Raw genomic sequence first — 17,930 nt, 5'->3', positions numbered from 1 at the left:
CCCAGCGCGCCTCGAGGCTGCGCCCGCCACGAGCGGCCGCAGTACCGCGTCTCGACACCCTCCACGCCGCGGGACGAGAGGGGGACTGATGCGTCGAACCAGCCATCCCACCCCCCGACCGACAATGGTCCTGCCAGCCGACACCCCCGTCGAACCGCTCCACGTACAGCGCACGACCGTGAGCGACCGCGCCCCGACGGTCGCCCACTCGTTCATCGTCGGCGCGCTCCCGCTCGTCGTCGTCCTCGCCTTGAGCTACCCCGTAGCGTTGACCGCCGTGCTGACGGGTGCGCTCGTCGCGACGGTCGCGGTCGAGAGCGTTCACCGTCGCTGAATCCGTCTCGCGGGCGGACGTCGACGTCGACGTCGGCCCCGATACGTGCGTCCACACCGCTGTCGACAGCGCCCGCCCCGCCGCCGACCAGTGCCCCTTTCTCTCGGAGTCCCTATGAGACGGTATGGCGAGATATCAGCGGCGGACCCGCGTCGCCGCACCGCTCGAAGACGTGTGGGCGTTTCACTCGCGCATCGATGGGTTGGAGGCGCTCACTCCCGGCTGGATGAACCTCCGCGTCGAGGACATCCGCGGCCCCGACGGCGAGGCCGACCCCGACGTCCTCGATGTCGGCACACAGATCCGGCTCTCGACGCGGCCGTTCGGGGTCGGCCCCCGCCAGTCGTTCGTCTCCCGTATCGTCGAACGCGAGGAGGGCGAGGGGACGGCACGGTTCGTCGACGACATGACCGACGGGCCGTTCCGGCACTGGGAGCACACGCATCGCTTCTTCGCCGACGGCGACGAGACCATCGTCGAGGACGACGTCGAGTACGCGTTCCCCCTCGGGAACGTGGTCCTGGGACCGCTGTCGGTCGTCGGGTTCGAACCGATGTTCCGCTACCGCCACAAGAAGACGCGCGAACTCCTCGAGTAGGCGCTCAGTCGTGCGCCGCTCGCGGGCGCAACCGGGCGAGGACGAACAGCGCGGTGCTCCCGAGCGGGTCGTCGACGCGGCGCTCCCACTCGACACTGAAGCCAGCGTCTTCGAGTTGTGCCGTCGTGACCGTGGCCCCGGGCGTGCTCCAGAACATCGGGTGACCACTGCCGAGCCAGTTCTGCCGAACCGACTCCGAGCGGCCGCTGCCGACCGTCGTGAGGACGAAGCCACCGGGTGCGAGGACGCGCGCGAACTCGGCGTACACCGCCGGGTGTTGCCCGCGCGGGACGTGGAACACACTGTGGTACGCAGTGACGGCGTCGAACGCCCCGTGCGAGAAGGGGAGCGAGGTCATGTCTCCCTGAACCAGACGGGCCATCGGGACCGCCTCGCGGGCGAGGTCGAGTTGGACGCGCGAGACGTCCAGGCCGACGACATCGACGGAGGGGTCCGCGGCGAGGAGCGTCGCCATCGTCCGCCGTCCGTCGCCACAGCCGACGTCGAGTACCCGTGCCCCGTCGGGAAGCTCCGCGGCGAGTTCGTCGAGAAGGCGGGCGTCGGGGCCGTCCGGACGGCGAGCAGCGGCGTAGTCGTCGGCGACGGCGTCCCACGCTCTCCTGACCGCGTTCCGGCGGGCGAGGTTGTCGGTCATAGGTCCCGTAGGGCGCGAGGTGTGCTGACCGTTCCGGCCGTGGTGAGTCGACTCCCGTGGTGACTTCGTGGGCGGCGGCACCTCCAGCCGCGAGCACTGCCCCGAGACCCCCGCCGGGTGGCGACACGGTTTTTCCGACGACGCCCGAACGTCGGGTCATGCCCGCAGAGTCCAGCGATTCGAACGGCGTGACGCTCTCGGTGGTCGACCTCGACCACGTGGCGCTTCGCGTCGCCGACCTCGACCGCGCGCTCGGCTTCTACCACGACCTGCTCGGCCTGCCGGTCCGGGACCGCGAGCGGTTCGAGAACGGCGAGGTGCCGTACGTGGCCGTCGTCGCCGGCGGCCGCCACCTCCACCTCGTGCCCGACGAGGGGTTCGACCCCGACGACGTCGGCGGCGAACACGTCTGTCTCCTCTTGCGGTCGGACGACATCGACTCGCGTGCCGAACTCGAGGCGTTGCTCGCGGAACTCGAAGCGGCCGGCGTCACCGTCGAACCGGACGAACCGAAGAAACGCTACGGCGCGTACGGTCGCGCGTGGGCCGCGTACGTCCGCGACCCCGACGGGCGTCGGGTCGAACTCAAACTGCACTGAGTCGCCCCCTCAGTCCTGCTCGTCGACCCCGACAGTGGCTCGCTCGACGTCGTCCGGTGGGTCCGACTCGCCGACGTCGCCGGAACCCCGGTCCGCGGCCGCCGCTCCCGTCGTCGTGACCGCGATACCGAGGAGGACGACCGCGCCGCCGACGACTGTCGGCAGACTCGGGACCTCACCCGGCAGCAACACCAGCGCGAGGAGCGTCGACCCGATGGGTTCGCCGAGGAGCGAGACGCTCACGACGGAGGAGTCGACGTGTGCGAGGACCCAGTTGATGACCGTGTGGCCGAACAGCCCCGGACCGACGGCCATCGCGGCGAAGAGGAGCCACTCGCGAGGCGGGTAGCCGACGAGCGCCTGTCCCTCCCAGACGACGAGCGCGAGTAGAGTGACCGCACAGGCGGTGTAGACCACGGTGACGTAGGGGACCAGCGAGACGCGCTGGCGGACCGACCGGCCGGCGAGGACGTATCCGGCGGCGGCGACGGCCCCGAGGACCGCGAGCGCGTTTCCGTACAGCGGGCGCTGACCCGCCAGCGCGACGCCCGAGAGGAAGTCTCCGAGCGACATCGCGACCATCCCGACGACGGCGACCAGGATGCCCACGACGCGACGTCGGGTGACACGTTCGTCGAGAAGCGCCCACGCGCCGAGGGCGACGAACAGCGGCTGTGACTGGACGAGTGTCACCGACGCCGCGACGGAGGTCCACGCGAGGCTCTCGAACCACGCCGCGAAGTGGACCGCGAGCGCGATGCCGGTGACGCCGGCGACGAGCGCATCCCGTGGGCGGAGCCGGCGGAAGTCCGCCCGGTAGCGGGTGAGCGCCCACGGCAGGAGCAGTGCCGTGGTGAAGACGACCCGGTACAGCGCCTTCACCGCGGAGGGGGCGGCCGACCAGCGGACGAGGATGGCGCTCGTCGAGACGGCGACGACGGCGAGGGCGAGGGCGAGGGCGAGGGCGACGAGCGGCGGCGTCCGGCGTTCGAGCGCGGCGAAACTCACGTGGGGTGCCACGGCGGCGGTCGGTTTACCTCTACCGTTCGTCCGCGCGTCCGGGGTCGGTCCCGGTCGTCGACCCGCGCTTTCGGAGCCTGAACAGGCGTTTCGGAACGACGAACGACTCGACTCCCTCCGGGCCGGACACGACAGCGAACCGCTCGTGGAGCGCGGCGTCGGCCTCGGCGAACCGTCGACGGAGTTCCCGACGGTCGCGTTCGCTCACGGCCGTCCGGTCACACCAGGCCTGGAAGTCGAGTCGGCGCGTCACCGTCGTCTCCTCCTCGACGGTGAACCCCGCGGCAACGAAACGACGGCGCCACTCGGCGGGAGTGTCGAGGCCGACGTGACTCGGGTCCCGGAGACGTTCGACCCCGTCGACGAACCGCGCTTCCCGCGGGTTCGCGGGGGCGACGTTGTCCTCGAAGGCGAGCGTCCCGCCGGGGGTGAGGACCCGCGCCGCCTCCTCGACGAACCGCTCCGGGTTCGGGAAGTGATGTGCGGCGATACGGCAGGTCACGGCCTCGAACGCTGCGGGCCTGAAGGGGAGACGCTCCGCGTCGGCGACACAGCCGTCGACACCGTACGCGTCGACTGCCGTCCCGACCATCGCCGTCGCGGCGTCCACGGCGACGACAGACGCGACGCCCTCGCGGCGCAGGGCCCCCGCGGTGTGTCCAGCGCCCGTCGCGACATCGAGTGCGCGGTCGGCGCCGGCACACCACGCCGCGAGCGTCTCGAGGTCCGCGCCCCGTCTGTGGGTGTCGCTGTCGCGGTAGTCCGCCGCCGCCCGGCCGAATCGGGCGGCCGTGTCGCGTTTCTCCGCCCCGGTGTCGTCGCTCACAGCCGTCGTTCGTGGTGCGACGTGAGAAGCGTTGTCCCGGGGGTCGTGGACGAGACGTCAGGCGTCGTCGACACGGGTGCGGGCAGCAGCGACCTGGTCGCGCCACTCCGTCGGGACCTCGATGGGTGACCCCTCCTCGTCGACGGCGACCTGGACCGTCTCGGCGGTGGCGACGACCGCGTCGTCGTACCGGAGTTCGTAGCCCATGGTGAAACTCGTGCGACCGAACTCGGTGATGCCGACGACGATGGTGACGTCGCCGACGTCGGGAATCGCTTTCCGATAGTCGAGTTCGAGTCGGGCGACGACGAAGCTGATCTCGTGGACGCCGAGGTCGAGGACGTCGCGGAAGTAGTCGACGCGGGCCTCCTCGCACAGGGTCGCGTAGACGGCGTTGTTGACGTGGCCGAACGTGTCGAGGTCCGAGTACCGAATCTCGACGGTGCTCTCGTAGTGGCGGTCGGGGTCGTCCATACCACGACCTGTCGCGGGGGGTCGAAAACGGCGTCGTTCTCGGCAGTCCCCGACTCGTCTCGATTCGTATCGACTCGGCCCGGCTCGACCGCCGTGACACGGACGGGAGCGGATACGGATGGAGCCGCCGCGTTCAGACGCGCCGCGGCGCGGCGCTCGGAACCCCCGGCAGCCCCGCGACGCGCCAGACGTTCGAGCGACTACCGACGCGCGTCATCTGAATCGGCAGCGTCGTCCCGGTGGGCAGCGTGCGCAACACCTGCTGGAGGCGGTCGGAGTCGTACTCGACGAGGTACCGCGTCTCGTTCGTCTCGCCCAGTTCGACGGTCACCGTCCCGTGGTCGTTCATCGGCTGGCGAATCGTCGCCGATACCGTGACCGGTGTCGCCGGCACTGCGTGCTGTTCCATACGACACCTTGGTAATCCAACTGCTTAACTGGTGGTATTTCTGGTATGTACTGGTATTTGTCGCCCGATAGGTGGACAAACAGGAATATTCATGGCCGACACGTTCAATGGTCGGCGGCAGTACGTTCTGGTCGTGACCCCACCGGACGAGCGCGCGGGCGAGGACGAAGGTGACGGCCCCGAACGGGTTCGAGTCGTCGTGCGCCACGCCGCGGGCGAGACGACGCTGTACGCCCGCCGCGGGCGGGTGCTCCGCGACGTCCTCCGCGAGCACGACCTCTCGCCGTACACGCGACTGACCGAGCGGGCGAACTGCGGCGGGCGCGGACTGTGTGCGACCTGCGGGGTTCGGCTGCGGGTGGGTCCCGAACCGTCGCACTGGCACGACCGACTCGCCGAGCGGTTCGGCTACCCTCGGCTGTCGTGTCAGGTCCGCGTTGAGGAAGGGATGGTCGTCGAACTCGACGAGGAGAACGTGGTGTGGGGGAAGCGGGAGTCGGGGTGAGGTGCTCGCGACCGAATCCGCCGGGAATCCGCCGTCGACGAGTGGCGCGCTTTCGCCTACTCAAATCGTCTCGCAGAGGCTGTCCACTGCTCGTGTCGTTCGCGCGAAAAGTCCGCTCTCCCCGATTTGAACGGGGGGCAAGCCGATCTACAGTCGGCTGCTCTACCAGGCTGAGCTAAGAGCGGTCATCGTATCGTAGTCGGGCCTTGAAATTTAAGCGTTCTCATTCACCCGCCGAGTGTCACGTCGACCCACGACGCTTACCACCCGCTCGTGCGACAGGAGGGTATGGCGAATCACGAGGCCCGCGAGGAACCGTCGGAGGACGCGTGGAACGCTGCCGACTACGACGACCAGTGCGCGTTCGTCTACGAGTACGGCGAGCGCGTCACGGAACTGCTCGACCTCGACGAGGGGACGCGGGTGCTCGACCTCGGCTGCGGGACGGGCCACCTCTCGCGCGAGTTGGTCGACCGCGGCGCGCGTGTCGTCGGCGTCGACCGCTCGGCCGAGATGGTCGCTCGGGCGCGGGACCGCTACGGGGACGTCGAGGGACTCCGGTTCGTTCAGGGCGACGCGCGTGACCTCGTCGCAGCGGTCGGCACCGACTCGACCCACACGTTCGACGCGGTGTTCTCCAACGCGGCGCTCCACTGGATTCCCGGCCCGGCCCACGACGCCGTCCTCGACGGGGTGCGTCGTCTCCTGAAACCCGGCGGCGTGTTCGTCGCCGAACTGGGCGGGCGCGGGAACGTCGAGAGCATCGTCGAGGCCGTGCGCCGCGAACTCGACGGCCGCGGGTACGACGCCGAGCAGCCGTGGTACTTCCCGAGCATCGGCGAATACACACCGCGGCTCGAAGCACACGGGCTGGAAGTCCGCGACGCGCAGCTGTTCGACCGGCCGACGACACTCGATGGAGACGCCGAGGGCCTGCGCGACTGGCTCGCCATGTTCGGCGACGGCCTCTTCCCCGCGCTCTCGGACGAGGCGTACGACGCGGTCGTCGACGGGGTCGAAGCGCGGCTCGAAGCCGACCAGTACCGAGCGGGGTCGTGGGTCGTCGACTACCGTCGGTTGCGGTTCCGCGCCGTGCGCGCCGAGGCGACGCCTGAGTGACTGGCTCTCCGCCGCGCCTCCGTCTCGTCCGTTTACCGCTCGGCGAGGAACCGGGTCGCCGTGCGGTCGACGTTCCGTTCGACTGCGGCGAGTTCCGGGATAGAGAGGCGGTTGTACGACCGCTTCGATCGGTCGACGTAGTCGGGGACGATGTCGTGTGCCTGTCGGGAGAGCGCCGCGAGGCGCTCCTGTGTCGGACGCGCCTCCCACGGCGGGAGGGCAAGCGAGGAGACGACGGACTTCGAGAGGCTCGCCTTCCCCTCGCCGGCGAGGTCGCGGAGACAGCGCTGGTACGGTGCGGCGTTCAACAGGGCACACAGGTAGTGGGCCTCGCGCTCGTCGTCACACGCGACGAACATACAGTGGTCGCCGGGAACCACCGTCTTCCGGCCGAGTTCGGGGTCCTCGACAGTCGAGACGACGGCGAAGTGAGGCTTGAACCCCAGCCGACACCACACCACCTTGTACGGGGCCCAGGTGTACGGGCCGAGGCCGAACAGCGAGTAGAACGGGCCGCTGTCGAACCACGACGAGCCCCGTCCGACCAGTCGTTCGCGGTGGTCCTCGAGGTAGTCGTACGTCGCCGGCGTCTCCGCCGCGAGGGCGGCCTCGTTCTCCTCGCCGGCCTGCCGCTGCGGGACGAGGAACCGGTCGTGGCCGAACAACCCCCACTTGACGACGTGTTTCGAACGGAGATACGGGTAGACGTGCGTCGACTCGACCTGTGCCAGGAGCTCGTCGTCGACGCTGAAGACGGCTTTCGCGTCGTCTTTCAGCCCGTGACGGATTCGGTACGCACACTCGCCGACCGCCTCCACGTCGGCGTCCACGCGGTGCCAGGGCCCCGTCGGGTCGTCGGCGTCGACCGGCGCGAGCCCCGTCTCGGTCCGTTCGAGCGTCGACCGCAAGGTGTCGAGCGACCCGAACGCCGCCGTCACGCCCGTCGGCTCCCACACCGTCGTGGGGACCGGGTTCGAGTCCGAGTCCGAGTTCGGAGTCAGAGTCGAGTTCGAATCACGCGGGTCGACGTCGTCCCTTCCGACGTCGTCTCTTCCGATGTCGTTCCGTCCAACATCGGCCCTTCCGACGCCGAACACGTAGAGCGCGGCCGCGGCGTCGACGCCCTCGAACGGAGCCGTCGAACCGAAGTCGTGGACGTGCTCGATGGTGAGCGGACGCGAGCCGACTCGACCGGAGCGGACGAGTCGGCCCGCAGGCCCCCGGAGGTGGTCGCGCTTGAGGACGAACGCGGCGACGCCCCCGTCGTCGAGGTACCTGTCGAGGCAGGTCCAGACGAACGGGAGCGAGAGGTCGTCGTTCGCGTGGCCCAGACGAGCCGCCGCTCCGCGGTGTTCGAACAGGTCGAGCCGGTCGATGGGGCCCGCCCTGAGACGGTCTTTCTGTGCGTCCGGGAGCCGCTCCCACGGAATCCACGGCGGGTTCCCGACGACCGCGGTCGCACCGCCTTCGACCCCGGTGGTGGGTGCGTCGTCGGTGAGTCCGAGCGCATCGCCCAGGAAGACGGGAAGCGAGACCCGGTCGACGGCGGCCTCGCGCACGACGGGGAGGAGCGCGAGCACACACGCGGTCCGGGCGGCGGCGACGGCGACAGGGTTGACGTCGATACCCACGACGCTCGTCGAGAGGTGTTCGAGCGTCGTAGCGGGGTCGACTTCCTCGGCACGTGCCTCGCGCCGCTTTCGACGGATGGCCGCGGTCAGGAACGCCCCCGCCCCACAGCCGGGGTCGACGACGGTTGCCCGTCCGAAGTCGTCGACTCGATTCGCGACTTCGCTGACGCCGAGTTCGGCCAGTCCGGGCGGCGTGTAGTACTCGCCGAACACCCGGCGGGAAGCGGGAGGGACGGTTCGTTCGTACACGCGTCGGAGGTCGTCGGCGTCACACGCGGCGAGCGCGTCGGGAGAGGGGTCGACGGCGGTGTCGAGAAGAGACACCCCGACGACGTCGTGGACGGGGGACAGGTCGAGCGTGTCCGCCGGCGTCTCGACGGTGACGCCGAACGTCGCCTCGACGCAGTCGTGGAGGGCCTCGACGACGGCGTCGAAGGTGAGCGTGTCGAGGAAGAGTCGGTGCGGCGAGACCGTGTCCCGCCCTTCGACGGGGCGCGTGGTGGCCGTCGCGTCCACCGGGCAGACATCGACGGCTGGCGGGTCGGCGTCGACGGCTGGCGGGTCGGTGTCGGCTGTCGGCGTCTCGAAGACGGCACCGTGGTGGGCGCGGACGTACGCACACCACTCCTCGAAGGCGCGCTGGACGTCGGCACCGGCGTCGGCGTCAGCCAGACGGGCCGCCAGTCGGGACCGGTAGTCGTCGGTCGCGGCGAGGTCGACGCCGGGGAAGCTCATCGACTGGAGGTGAACGACGAGCGGTAAAACCGTTCGCCCTTCGAGTCTCCGAGACGACGTGTCGGACGAACGAATTATTAACCGAGATAATTTGAGGCGCGGATTTATGCCCCTGTCCGCGACTCGATACCACCAGACAGTGTCTGACGGGCGTCTGACGTCGTCGCGGTCGACGGGGCGGCGACTCGGTCCGCCGGACACTCACCCCCGGGAGCACCCGACGCCATGACCTCACTCATCCCCCCAGCCGACTACTCTGTCGCCGAACTGAAAGAGGCCCTCGACGACGTCGACGACGTCGAGGCACTCGAACGACTCCTCGACGCCGAACGCACGGGCGAGAACCGCGTCACCGCGATCGACGCGATAGAGCAGCGCCTCGACGCGGTCGGCACCGACGAGGAGGTGAGCGACGATGCCGACGCCGACGTCGAGACCGACGAGCGTGTCGACCCGGCCGCCGACAGACGAGGGCCAGCCACAGAGAACGGCACGTCGCGAATCGAAGAGGGCTGGAGCAAAGACACGGTCGTCGGCCTCGACCGGGCGTCCCCCTCCGAGACAGCCGCCACTCCGAGCGGTGACGCCGCGGCCGGGTCGCTCCGCAGCGACTACGCGGCGGAGAACGGGGAGGCAACGGCCGAGATGCTCGACCGCGCGCCGACTCGAGCCGAGTCGGCGTCGCTCGCGACGGACGAAGACGTCGGCGAGAAGCTTCTCGAGAACATCGAGCGGATTCGGCACACGTTCGAGCGTTCGACCGCCGAGGACGGGCGTGTCGAGGCACGAATCCGCCAGCTTCAGGCGGAGGTCGCCGACCTGAAGTCCTACACGAACGCGCTCGAGGAGTTCCTCGACGAGGAGGGGACCGGCCGGCAGGTAATCGAGTCGGTTCGCGCCGACATCGAATCGCTCGAAGCGACCCTCTCGGAGGTCGAAGGCGACGTCGGGATACACGGACGCAACCTCGGGCGGCTCTGGTCGGTCGTCGACGACGTCGAGGACGAACTCGCCCACCTCCACGAACGCCTCGACAGACAGCGTCGTGACCTCGACAGCGTCGCGGACGACATCGAACAGGTCGAGCGAGCGGTCGACGAGGTGAGCGAGGCCGCCGCCGAGCGCCACGACGAGTCGACCCGCCGGTTCGAGTCCGTCGACGAGGCGCTCTCGACCACCGACGACCGGCTCTCGAGTCACGACGAGGCGCTCGACGGTCTGGGTGGTGAGGTCGCAGCTGTCGCGGACGAGGTCGACGCCCTCGGCGACCGGGCCGACGCCGTCGACGAGAACCTCCGAGAACTCGACGCGACGGTCTCCGAACGGTTCGCCGACAGCTCCGAGGAACGGGCGGCCCTGACAGCACGTATCGAGGACAACGCCGCAGCGGTCGAGCAGTTGAACGCGACGGTCGAGGACCTCTCGACGACCGTCGAGCGACTCGAGGGACTCGTGGGCGACTCGGGAAGCGTCGACGAACGGTTCGCGGCCGTCGAGGACGAGATTCAAGAACTCCACGAGTGGCGCGAGCAGTTGAGTTCGGTGCTCCTGAGTTCCGCCGGGGGCGACCCGTCCTCCGCAGAGCCGTAAGCCGTCTCACCGCTCGGTCGTCCCGCTGCCCGTGCGTCCGTACGCTCACGCGGTCGGTATCCGAGGCGGTCGTGTTGTGCTTCTTCAGTATTTGTTCAGGCGAGGTCGTTCTCTCGCACGAGCACGCCTTTCTCGGCCAGGTGGCGGGTCTGTCGTTGGGCGAAGTCCTCTTCGGTGGTGCCCCGGGTCGCGAGGACGTACACGAGGGCGCTCCCGGCCGGCCGCATCGTCCGCCCGGCGCGCTGTGCTCCCTGTCGTCGTGACCCCCCCAGGCCCGAGGCGACGATAGCCAGTTCGGCGTTCGGGAGGTCGATTCCCTCGTCGGCGACACGGGAGACGACCAGCGTTCGGAGGTCGCCCTCACGGAACCGCTCGAACAGCCGTTCGCGCTCCCAGTGAGGCGTCTCGCCGCTGATGAACGGCACGTCGAGGGCCTCGCTGATGTCGCGACCCTGGTCGAGCCAGTCGACGAACACCAGCGCCTTGGCGTCGTCGTGCTGGGCGAGGAGAGAGCGGACCTCGTCGACCTTCGCTGGATTCATCGCCGCGATGGTGTGGCGCTCGCGACCGTGGGCGGCGGCGTACTCGTTCTGTGCCTCGTCGTCGCGCCAGGGGACGTACCTGATCTCGACCTCCGGTTCCTGGACGTAGCCGGCGTCGAACAGCTTCGTCCAGTCGGTCCCGATGGGCGGGCCGATAAGCGTGAATATCTCCTGCTCGTCGTCGGACTCTCTCACTGGTGTCGCCGAGAGGCCGAGGCGGTGTTTGGCCTGGAGGTCGGCGCTTCGCCGGTAGACGCGGGAGGGGATGTGGTGGACCTCGTCGTAGATGATGAGACCCCACCGTCGCGAGTCGAACAGGGACCGGTGGCGGTCCATCCCAGCCGTCTGGTAGGTGGCGATGGTGATGGGGCGAATCTCTTTGACGCCGCCGTGATACTCGCCGATCTGGTCTTCGGAGAGCGAGGTGTGCGCCAGTAACTCCTCGCGCCACTGGACGGCGAGTTCCCGGCCCGGGACGAGGACGAGCGTCTCGCCGCCGACCGCTTCGAGCACGCCCATTCCCGCGACGGTCTTCCCGCTCCCCGGCGGTCCGACGAGGACGCCGGCCTTCTTCTCGATGAACGCGTCGACCCACTCACGCTGGTAGTCACGGAGGTCGATGTGGAGGTCGACGTCGAGAGGGTCACCCGTCTCCAGGTCGCGCTCGTCGACGACCGGGTAGCCCGCCTCCCAGAGGATGCGTTTGATCGCCGCCTCGCTGCCCTCGCGGACCCACGACTCCGTGTCCGAGATGGGCGCGTGGAGGTGTTCCTCGTCGAGTTCCTGCCGGGCGACGTTCCCCATGAGGTTCTCCGAGGCCGCCGAGAGCACGGTGTAACCGTCCTCGTGGGTCGAGAGCGTGAACTGGTTGGCCCGCTTCCACTGGTCTGTCACCCAGTCTTCGAGCGGTTCGGACCGTCGCGGGAGGACAGAGCGCATCAGCGCCAGCAGTTCCGAGAGCGAGTCGAACGGGGCACTCCAGATGTCCTCACGGCGGATACGGTAGAGGTAGCCTCGCGTCCCGGATTCGCGGTCACCCGTCGTGTCCACGAGGTGAGCGAACTGCGCCATCCGCGCGCGGGTGTACTGGGTCGGCGCGTCGACGACCACCTCTCGACGCTGGGGGAACAGGACGCTCCGCTCGCGCGTGGCGAGGTCGCCCCACTGGCTCGGGAACCACACGACTGGGTCCGCCTCGACGTGCACCGACTGGACCGAACCCTCTCGTTCGAGTCCGGCGAGGGCGTCCGCCACCGCCGCCTGTGAGCGGTCCGTCCGGCGGGCTACCTCGCCGGCCGTGACGACGGGACGTCCCTCGCGCTCGACAGCGCGGTAGAACTCTTCGAGAGAGAGTGTCGCCCCCTCGTCGTTCGTGCTCGTGTCCCGCTCGGAAGCGTCGGTGTCGTCGAGCGTGTGGGTGTCGTCGCGGCTGTCGACCCGCCCGCGCTCGACCGACTCGTCTGTCATCACGTCCGATAGCGGGTCCGCGAAGAAACGAGTTGCGCCTCGCTGGCCGACGAATCGGACACGGCCGGCCACATCGGTCTCGTCGGTGTGCCGCCCCGCACGATAACGGTTTCACCGTCGGCTCCGTATCACGGACGATGAGCGACCGACTCCACGCCGCTGGACGGGACACGTGTGAGCGCCGCGGGTACGAGATAACGAGCCCCGACGAGCCCTGGCTCCCATCGTCCCTCGCGACGCCGACGGGCAGGGCGTCCCCGTTCGTCTCCCGTTCGGTGAACGAACTCGTCGCTGTCGAACCGCTCGAGAGCGACGAGGTGACACCCACGACACTCGTCTCGCGGCTCCGGAACAACACCAGCCACGAGCGCTTCTCGCTGTTCGTCGTCGGGAGTGAAGCGGATGCCCGGACAGTCCACGATGTGCTGTACGACCCGCCGCTGGTCGCCGGCGAGGACCGACACGGGAGGCGTACCTTCTACAACGGACCCGACCGCATCCCGCTCGCGAAGGGTGGGTACGCGGCCGTCCGAACCGACGCGTCTCCCGACGACCTCGTCTGGCGCGAGGACGGGACGGGTGACGACCACTCGCTGCGTCTCGTCGAGGGGACTGGCAAAGCGGATGAGAGAGCGAGGACCGCCGAAGTGGCCGACTCGGGTGGGCAGACCCTGGCGTGGCTCGACGGCGTCGACGGCCTCGCCTGCCCCACGACGGAGGCGTTTCCGTACTCGTATCGCCGGGACCCCGACGACAAGCGGTTCCGGCTCCGGACGCGTGAGGGCCGCGTCGTCGGCGTCTACGACGGAATCGCCGACATGCGCGCGAACGCGTACGTCCCCCTCCCGATGCCGCTCGTCCCCGAACACGTCTTCAGCGGTGTCTCGTCCGTCCGGGACGAGTGGGCCGCCCTCGTCGCCGACGACGCTCGAGACGGGGCGGACACGACACCGACAGGGCGTGTCGTCACCGCCGGCTCGTTCTGAGCGCTGTGGGGTGCCGCAAGGCGGACTCGGCGCGTCTGTACCGACACCACGTTTCCGGTGAATGTGCCGTGTCTCGAACACCCCCGCTACGTCGGCGTCCAAGAGCTTCCGGGCCGCCGCGATAGCCGGTGATGACCGGGGGCGGAGACCGGACTTCGACCTCGACTGAGACGTGTCCCCACACCGCGTTTCCGGTGAACGGTGCGGCCTGAACGCGTAGTCGGAGTGGTGGGGCGCGACACGGGGTGACCGACTACAGACACCGCGTTTCCGATGAACCGGCCGCGTCGGCCGGTCGAGACTGACGCGGTCGTAGGCGCGAGACACCCCCTGTCGGTGACACCGCGTTTCCGGTGAAATAGTCCGGGAAGCTCGCCGTCGCTCCGTAGCGGAGAACGCGGTCGGTTGGTTGGACCGACAGAGACACCGCGTTTCCGGTGAACCGGCCGCGTCAGTGGGTTCGCACACGGCACCACGGAACTCCCGATTAACGACCTCACACCAACGAACTCGGAGACACCACTGCGTCGACACACCTCGTTTCCGATGAAGCCTACTGGGAGACTCGACCCGTCTTGTCGGGACCGGACTAGTCGCTGTGACACACCTCGTTTCCGGTGAATCGGGCTGTGGTCGTGACCGCTCCGCCGAAGCTCCCGATTCTGAACCGATCTCGGCGACAGTCTCTAGCAGAAACTTTAAATAAGTTTACTGTGTACCAGAATGTACCGCCGTTCAGCATACCTATTTTAGTGTCCGTTCAGGACATCGCTCGACGTGAAACACCGAGTTCCTCTACCGACTCGGCACCTGTGGTGGACCGTGCTTGGCTGGGGAGAGACGACATTCAGGGGTCCCGGTGTCCGCGAGCGCTGTACTCGGCTGACTCACCGATTATAGCGTCGCTCTCCCGGGTCCGGTCTCCCCCGAAGACGACATCGTGTTCTCGCGTAGTGCTTCCTCGGTTCGGTAGACACCGTGTTTCCGATGAACGTTAACCCCTGTTTCAGGTGCACCCTCGGCCGTTCGATGACCGTTTCACCGGAAACGTGGTGTGTGTCTCCCGGGAGTCGAACCACAACGCATTTCACCGGAAACCCGGTGTGGCTGAACATGCCCAACGCCGCGGACGACCTCTTCACCCGTGAGGACCCCATCTTCGCAAACAAGGAACTCCTCGAGATCAGTCACCTCCCCGGTGAGGGGCGTATCGTCGGCCGGGACGACGAAATCTCGAACCTCGCCGCGGCGGTCAACCCCGCTATCTTCGGGCAGAGTCCGAGCAACGTACTCATCTACGGGAAGACCGGCACCGGGAAGTCCCTCTGTGCCAAGTACGTTTCCCAGCGGCTCGTCGACACGGCCGGCGAGGAGTCCGTGACCGCGACGTTCGCGTACGTCGACTGCGCACAGGACACGACAGAGACGCAGGCCGTCCAGACCATCGCCGAGGGCGTGAACAGCCCCGACCACACCGACATCCGCGTCCCCGACAAGGGCCTGTCGACCTCCACGTACTACAAGCGGCTCTGGCGCATCCTCGACCAGCTCTACGACGTCGTCCTCATCATCCTCGACGAGATCGACAAGCTGAGCGACGACGACATCCTCATGCAGCTGTCACGGGCCGGAGAGGCGGGCAAGATCACCCAGTGTAAACTCGGCGTCATCGGCATCTCGAACAAGATTCAGTACAAAGACCGGATGGACGAACGCGTCAAATCATCGCTGTGTGAACGCGAGTTCGTCTTCCCACCGTACGACGCGAACCAGCTCCGGGCCATCATGGAAGCACGGTCGGACGCCTTCCGCGACGGGGTGCTCGACCCCTCGACGGTGCCGCGCGCCGCCGCCCTGGCTGCTCGCGAACACGGGGACGCGCGCAAGGCGATCGACATCCTCAGATACGCCGGGGAAATCGCGCAGTCGACGGGGTCGACCACGGTGAAAGAGGAGTTCGTCACGCAGGCGCGCGAGCGCGCGGAGACGGACCGGTTCCGTGAACTCATCCGCGGTTCGACGCCGCACTCACGGTACGTCCTCCAGGCGCTCGCGATGCTCTCGCTCTCGGCTCGACACGAGGACGGCTTCCGCACGAGTCGCGTCTACGACGTCTACGAGAACATCTGTGGCCAGCAGGGTTCGGACACGCTCTCGCTCCGACGCGTCCGCGACCTCCTGAAAGAACACGCCTTCCTCGACATCATCGAACAGTCGAAACACAGCGGTGGGAGCGCCGAGGGGAGCTACACGAAACACCAGCTCCTCGAGGACCCCGACGTGGTACAGGAAGTGCTCTCGGAGGACGCCGAGTACTGAACCTGTGCCCTCGCGGCAGACCGCAGCCGGTCAGGTCGAGAGGCTCTCCGGCTCGGCCTGCGCTGACCGTTCGCGAAGGCCGGTGTAGCGGTCGTACGCCCACTCGACGAACTCCTCGTCGTCCCCGTCGACGCTCGCGACGATGTTCCCGAAGTCGTCGTACGCGGCGAACCACACGTGGTCGTCGATGATTGCCAGCCCGTACTCGAGGTCGCTCGGTGCGAGCCAGAGGACGAACTGGTCGAGTTCGTACGCCAGTTCGAGCGCGTCCGTGAACTTCTCGCGCGACGCCTCCAGAACCGACTCGTCGATGACGAGTTCCATATGTGTGTCCGGCCCGATCGACTGCGCCGCGGCCTCGTTGAACACGCGACTAACGATGGGTGTCACGCCGTAGTACGCGTCGACGACGCCGTCGACGAGACTGAGCCAGCGGTCGATCGGACCGTGGGGGTTCTCGGGGGTCGACGTCGTGACCGTCTGAGCCGCGAGGAGGTCGGTGTCGACCGCCTCGGCCACGGGACCGACGTTGCTCAGGAACACGTCGAGGTTCTTCGCGTTCTCCACCGACTGCTCCAACTGTTCGTACCGCTGGAGCACCATCTGACCGGCAGTCGTGAGTCGGTACGAACTGTTCTGCTTCGTGACCCAGCTTCGTTCCGTGAACCCCGCAAGGTTCCGCTGTGCCGTCTCGCGCGCACAGGAGACTTCCTCGGCCAGGCCGCTCGGACGGAGGGGTTCCTCGCGGAGGGCACGCAGTGTCTCGACGCGGCACTCCGACCCGACGAGGAACGCGATATCGTCTCTGGCGGTCATCGTCCGTCACTCCCGCCGTCGCGCGTGTCACGTGCAGGGGCCCCCGGACTCCCCGACGGGGTCTCGATGGCCAGTGCCTCTCCTGTCCCCCGGACGCTCATCCCAGCAGACCGAGTCCCTCGATGCGGTCGACGATCTCTACGACGGCGGTCTCTGCGTCGCTCGTCTGTTTCCCCCCGGTGATGACGATCTTGCCGCTCCCGAACAGGAGGATGACGACCTTCGGCTCGTCCATCCGGTAGACGAGGCCGGGGAACTGCTCGGGTTCGTACTCGACGTCTTCGAGGCCGAGGCCGATGGCGAGCGCGTTGAGGTTGAGGTTGTGACCGAGGTCGGCGCTCGAGACGATGTTCTGGACGGTGATCTCGGGGTCATCCTCGACGGGAATCTTGAGGTCGCGGAGTTTCTGGAAGATGATTCCGAGCGCTTCGTGGACGTCGTCGATACTCTTCGCGCCGGTGCACACGATCTTCCCCGACCGGAAGATGAGCGCGGCAGCCTTCGGGTTCTGCGTCCGGTAGACGAGACCGGGGAAGTTGTCCGGGTTGAAGTCCGCGCCAGGGAGGTCCTCGGCGAGCGCTTCGAGGTCGAGCTCCTGGCCGATACCGGTCGATGCGACGACGTTCTGAATCTCGATGGAGTCTGCCGGTGTACTCATTGTGTCGTTGTTGTCTCCTCTGCCCGCACTTATAAACGGCACCCTTATAAAAGGTCTGCCCGTTTTCTGCATCTCGACCCGTAATCGGCGTGACTACACTCCCCTGACGGCCAGCACATCGGCGTCGAATCATCACCGGTCGAGTTCCTTTCGTCCTCGGTCGAGTCTCTTTTACTCAACACCTACGCACGCCTGCGAGCGACACCTGACCTTTTCTCCCAACACCCGACTGTTCAATCCGAATTCATCACGGACGTTTCTACGCCAGTTTATGAGTAGGTGTGTCGTGAAACCGAGTGACGAAGCGGCCATGGTTCGACGGCCTTTTATGTTCCCCCGGCATTCGATGTAATGCGAAGGACGCACCCGGGTCACGCCGGGTGTGTCAGCATCTCCCCGATGCACCACACGCTCGGTCCCGTCGGCCTCGATGCGAGTCGGGTTCGATGGGGTTAAGTGTGCCAGGGCATTTCGGTGTGATGCGGAAGTAAAACACAACACCACGCGACTGTGGGCCGTCCAACTCGGCCCGCGCTCGCCTCGGACACTCCCAGCGAGGTTCGACGGGTTTATACCCTCGACTCACGTTGGTTCAGGTCCGAAACGATACGTGAGGATTCCCCCCCTGCGGTCCGCCGTAAGACGGA

Annotated in this window: 17 protein-coding genes and 1 tRNA gene; 8 read left to right on the top strand and 10 right to left on the bottom strand. The window is 67.8% G+C overall.

Annotated elements, in window-relative coordinates:
• The first annotated feature begins 124 nt into the window (after positions 1-124).
• Together E6N53_RS08765 and E6N53_RS08760 are read left to right on the top strand one after the other, a co-directional pair.
• The gene (locus E6N53_RS08765; protein ID WP_142858543.1) at positions 125-334 is read left to right on the top strand and encodes a hypothetical protein; all 210 of its coding nucleotides are present in this window, start codon (positions 125-127) and stop codon (positions 332-334) included.
• 124 nt (positions 335-458) lie between these two features.
• The gene (locus E6N53_RS08760; RefSeq protein WP_142858541.1) at positions 459-932 is read left to right on the top strand and encodes an SRPBCC family protein; all 474 of its coding nucleotides are present in this window, start codon (positions 459-461) and stop codon (positions 930-932) included.
• Positions 933-936: 4 nt separating this feature from the next.
• Here the strand turns inward: E6N53_RS08760 and E6N53_RS08755 are convergent, their stop codons facing one another.
• Positions 937-1,587 (bottom strand): class I SAM-dependent methyltransferase, encoded by a 651-nt coding sequence (locus E6N53_RS08755; protein ID WP_142858539.1) that lies wholly within the window; start codon positions 1,585-1,587, stop codon positions 937-939.
• A gap of 158 nt (positions 1,588-1,745) precedes the next feature.
• Here E6N53_RS08755 and E6N53_RS08750 point away from each other — a divergent pair, with 158 nt between their 5' ends.
• Complete coding sequence (locus tag E6N53_RS08750; RefSeq protein ID WP_142858537.1) at positions 1,746-2,186, top strand: VOC family protein; 441 nt, start codon at positions 1,746-1,748, stop codon at positions 2,184-2,186.
• Between the two features lie 9 nt (positions 2,187-2,195).
• Here E6N53_RS08750 and E6N53_RS08745 read toward each other — a convergent pair whose 3' ends face one another.
• The 4 genes from E6N53_RS08745 to E6N53_RS08730 form a co-directional block, all read right to left on the bottom strand.
• A complete protein-coding gene (locus E6N53_RS08745; RefSeq protein WP_142858535.1) occupies positions 2,196-3,194 on the bottom strand; it encodes a DMT family transporter in 999 nt (332 codons plus the stop codon).
• A 31-nt stretch (positions 3,195-3,225) separates the two neighbouring features.
• On the bottom strand, positions 3,226-4,032 hold the full coding sequence (locus E6N53_RS08740) for a class I SAM-dependent methyltransferase (RefSeq protein ID WP_142858533.1): 807 nt from the start codon (positions 4,030-4,032) through the stop codon (positions 3,226-3,228).
• Between the two features lie 57 nt (positions 4,033-4,089).
• Positions 4,090-4,506: an acyl-CoA thioesterase gene (locus E6N53_RS08735; RefSeq protein ID WP_142858531.1), complete on the bottom strand. Its 417-nt coding sequence runs from the start codon at positions 4,504-4,506 to the stop codon at positions 4,090-4,092.
• A 133-nt stretch (positions 4,507-4,639) separates the two neighbouring features.
• Positions 4,640-4,915 (bottom strand): DUF7999 family protein, encoded by a 276-nt coding sequence (locus E6N53_RS08730; protein WP_142858529.1) that lies wholly within the window; start codon positions 4,913-4,915, stop codon positions 4,640-4,642.
• Positions 4,916-5,006: 91 nt separating this feature from the next.
• Here E6N53_RS08730 and E6N53_RS08725 point away from each other — a divergent pair, with 91 nt between their 5' ends.
• Entirely contained in the window at positions 5,007-5,420 is a 414-nt protein-coding gene (locus E6N53_RS08725; protein ID WP_142858527.1) for a 2Fe-2S iron-sulfur cluster-binding protein, read from the top strand.
• Positions 5,421-5,531: 111 nt separating this feature from the next.
• Here E6N53_RS08725 and E6N53_RS08720 read toward each other — a convergent pair.
• Positions 5,532-5,605: transfer RNA gene (locus E6N53_RS08720), tRNA-Tyr, on the bottom strand.
• A gap of 103 nt (positions 5,606-5,708) precedes the next feature.
• Here E6N53_RS08720 and E6N53_RS08715 point away from each other — a divergent pair.
• Entirely contained in the window at positions 5,709-6,539 is an 831-nt protein-coding gene (locus E6N53_RS08715; protein ID WP_142858525.1) for a class I SAM-dependent methyltransferase, read from the top strand.
• Positions 6,540-6,571: 32 nt separating this feature from the next.
• On the opposite strand, the gene E6N53_RS08710 is transcribed toward E6N53_RS08715, so the two are convergent.
• Positions 6,572-8,905: an N-6 DNA methylase gene (locus tag E6N53_RS08710; protein WP_142858523.1), complete on the bottom strand. Its 2,334-nt coding sequence runs from the start codon at positions 8,903-8,905 to the stop codon at positions 6,572-6,574.
• A 225-nt stretch (positions 8,906-9,130) separates the two neighbouring features.
• Between E6N53_RS08710 and E6N53_RS08705 the strand changes: the two genes are divergently transcribed.
• On the top strand, positions 9,131-10,495 hold the full coding sequence (locus tag E6N53_RS08705; RefSeq protein WP_142858521.1) for a hypothetical protein: 1,365 nt from the start codon (positions 9,131-9,133) through the stop codon (positions 10,493-10,495).
• Positions 10,496-10,590: 95 nt separating this feature from the next.
• Here E6N53_RS08705 and E6N53_RS08700 read toward each other — a convergent pair whose 3' ends face one another.
• Entirely contained in the window at positions 10,591-12,504 is a 1,914-nt protein-coding gene (locus tag E6N53_RS08700; protein ID WP_142858519.1) for a DEAD/DEAH box helicase, read from the bottom strand.
• 137 nt (positions 12,505-12,641) lie between these two features.
• Here E6N53_RS08700 and E6N53_RS08695 point away from each other — a divergent pair, with 137 nt between their 5' ends.
• Complete coding sequence (locus E6N53_RS08695; protein ID WP_142858517.1) at positions 12,642-13,490, top strand: hypothetical protein; 849 nt, start codon at positions 12,642-12,644, stop codon at positions 13,488-13,490.
• Positions 13,491-14,603: 1,113 nt separating this feature from the next.
• Positions 14,604-15,809, top strand: a complete 1,206-nt coding sequence (locus tag E6N53_RS08690) for a Cdc6/Cdc18 family protein (protein WP_136589966.1) — start codon at positions 14,604-14,606, stop codon at positions 15,807-15,809.
• A 30-nt stretch (positions 15,810-15,839) separates the two neighbouring features.
• Here the strand turns inward: E6N53_RS08690 and E6N53_RS21005 are convergent, their stop codons facing one another.
• Positions 15,840-16,625 (bottom strand): helix-turn-helix transcriptional regulator, encoded by a 786-nt coding sequence (locus tag E6N53_RS21005; protein ID WP_201741107.1) that lies wholly within the window; start codon positions 16,623-16,625, stop codon positions 15,840-15,842.
• A 97-nt stretch (positions 16,626-16,722) separates the two neighbouring features.
• Entirely contained in the window at positions 16,723-17,283 is a 561-nt protein-coding gene (locus E6N53_RS08680) for a TATA-box-binding protein (protein WP_136589965.1), read from the bottom strand.
• Positions 17,284-17,930: the final 647 nt, after the last annotated feature.

Source organism: Salinigranum halophilum, assembly GCF_007004735.1.
Lineage (GTDB): Archaea > Halobacteriota > Halobacteria > Halobacteriales > Haloferacaceae > Salinigranum > Salinigranum halophilum.
This window is presented reverse-complemented; position numbering and strand designations above follow the sequence as displayed.